Below are 1,815 nucleotides of genomic sequence, written 5' to 3'. Positions count from 1 at the left end.
GGCCCGGCAGGCCGTCGCCCACCCCGTCGAGGGCACCGTGCTCACGGTGGCCGCCGCGGCCGCCGAGGCCGCCGCACGCACCGAGGAGGACGCCGGGACCGCGGCGGTCGCACGGGCGGCGTACGAGGGGGCGCGCACGGCCCTGGAGGCGACCCCCGGACAGCTCGCCGTCCTCGGCCGGGCGGGCGTCGTGGACGCCGGCGGACAGGGCCTGGTGACCGTGCTCGGGGCGCTCGTCGAAGCGGTCTGCGGGCAGGCGCCCGAGCGTACGTACGTGGCGGTGCCCGCCCTTCCCGTGCCGGACGACTGCGCGGTGGCCGACGCGGAGGGCGGACCGGCCTTCGAGGTCATCTACCTGCTGGAGGCCACGGACGGGGCGGTGGACCGGCTGCGGACCCGGCTCGACCGGCTCGGCGACTCGCTCGTGGTGGTGGGCGGCGACGGGCTGTGGAACGTCCATGTGCACGTCGACGACGCGGGTGCGGCCGTGGAGGCCGGGGTCGAAGCTGGACGGCCGTACCGGATCCGGATCACCCACTTCGGCGCGGACCGGGTGCACCCCCACACCGAGCCCGTGCAGCGCGCGGTCGTCGTGGTGGTCCCCGGCGACGGGCTGCGCGGCCTGTGCAAGGAGGCCGGGGCCACGACGGTCCTGGCCCGCCCCGGGGAACCGCCCGCCAGCGGCGAACTCGTCGACGCGATCCGCCGGGCGCACGCCCGCGAGGTGGTCCTGCTGCCCAACGACGCGGAGCTGCGCCACACCGCCGCGGCCGCCGCCGAACAGGCCCGCGCGGAAGGCGTCCGGGTCGCCCTGATCCCGACCAGGGCCGCCGTCCAGGGCATCGCGGCCCTCGCCGTCCACGAACCCGACCGCAGCTTCGACGAGGACGTGGTGGCGATGACCGCCGCCGCCGGCGCCACCCGCTACGCGGAACTCGCCGTCGCCGAACGGCAGTCCTGGACCATGGCGGGCATCTGCCAGGCCGGCGACATCCTGGGCCTGATCGACGGCGACGTCGCGGTCATCGGCGAGGACGTACCGCGGACGGCCCGCGACGTACTGGACCGCATGCTGGCGGCGGGCGGCGAACTGGTCACCCTGGTCCTGGGCGAGGATGTCCCCGACAGCCTCGCGGACGCGCTGGAGGAGCACGTACGCGAGGGCCATCTGGCGGTGGACACGGTGGTGTACCGGGGCGGCCACCAGCGTGCTCCGCTGCTCATCGGGGTGGAGTAGCGCCGCCGACTCAGGCGCCGGAAGTGCCGGTTCGCCTGCCCACGTATTCCAGCAGCGCCTCGGCCTCCGCGCGGCGCTCCTCACCCGTCTCGTCCGGCTCCCCGGCCCCGTGGATCTCCAGGACCCTGCTGGCCCGCTCCCGGGCCGCGTCCGGACGCCCCATGTCCGCCTCCAGCCAGGCGGCCATCAGCTCGGCGGCGGTCCGCAGCCCGACGAAACCGGCGCCGGCCTCCGTGAAGCCCGCGACCGCCCGGTCCACGTATCCCAGGGCCTCCTCGTACTCCGGGGCCTCGCCCGGCTCGCCCTGGCAGACGTGGGCGATCAGCTCGCCGGTCTGGCGGTGGGTGTCCGCGAGCTCCGCGAGCAGCCGGGGCGCGTCCTCCGCCGGGTCGGAGGCCAGGGCCGCCTCGCACTCCCGCGCGGCCGCCGCCATGAACGCCCGTGCCGTCCGCGGGCCCGGCTGCCCCTCCCGGATCGCGATCCAGGCCCGCACCCGCAGCGTCCGCACCAGCGCCGGGACATCGCCCAACTCGCGCCACAGCTCCCCGGCCCGCGCGTACGCCAGCTCCGCCTGCGGG

1 protein-coding gene and 1 pseudogene are annotated in these 1,815 nt (G+C 76.9%); one reads left to right on the top strand and one right to left on the bottom strand.

The window, feature by feature from the left end; genetic code table 11:
- A partial coding sequence (locus ABZY11_RS44225) for a DAK2 domain-containing protein (protein ID WP_356484581.1) occupies nucleotides 1-1,237 on the top strand: 1,237 nt, incomplete at its 5' end.
- Nucleotides 1,238-1,247: 10 nt separating this feature from the next.
- On the opposite strand, the pseudogene ABZY11_RS44220 reads toward ABZY11_RS44225, so the two are convergent.
- Nucleotides 1,248-1,815 (bottom strand): annotated as a pseudogene (locus ABZY11_RS44220) (tetratricopeptide repeat protein); the annotation flags it as partial.

Origin of the sequence: Streptomyces sp. NPDC006510 (genome assembly GCF_040611955.1) — a bacterium.
Classification (GTDB): domain Bacteria; phylum Actinomycetota; class Actinomycetes; order Streptomycetales; family Streptomycetaceae; genus Streptomyces.
This window is presented reverse-complemented; position numbering and strand designations above follow the sequence as displayed.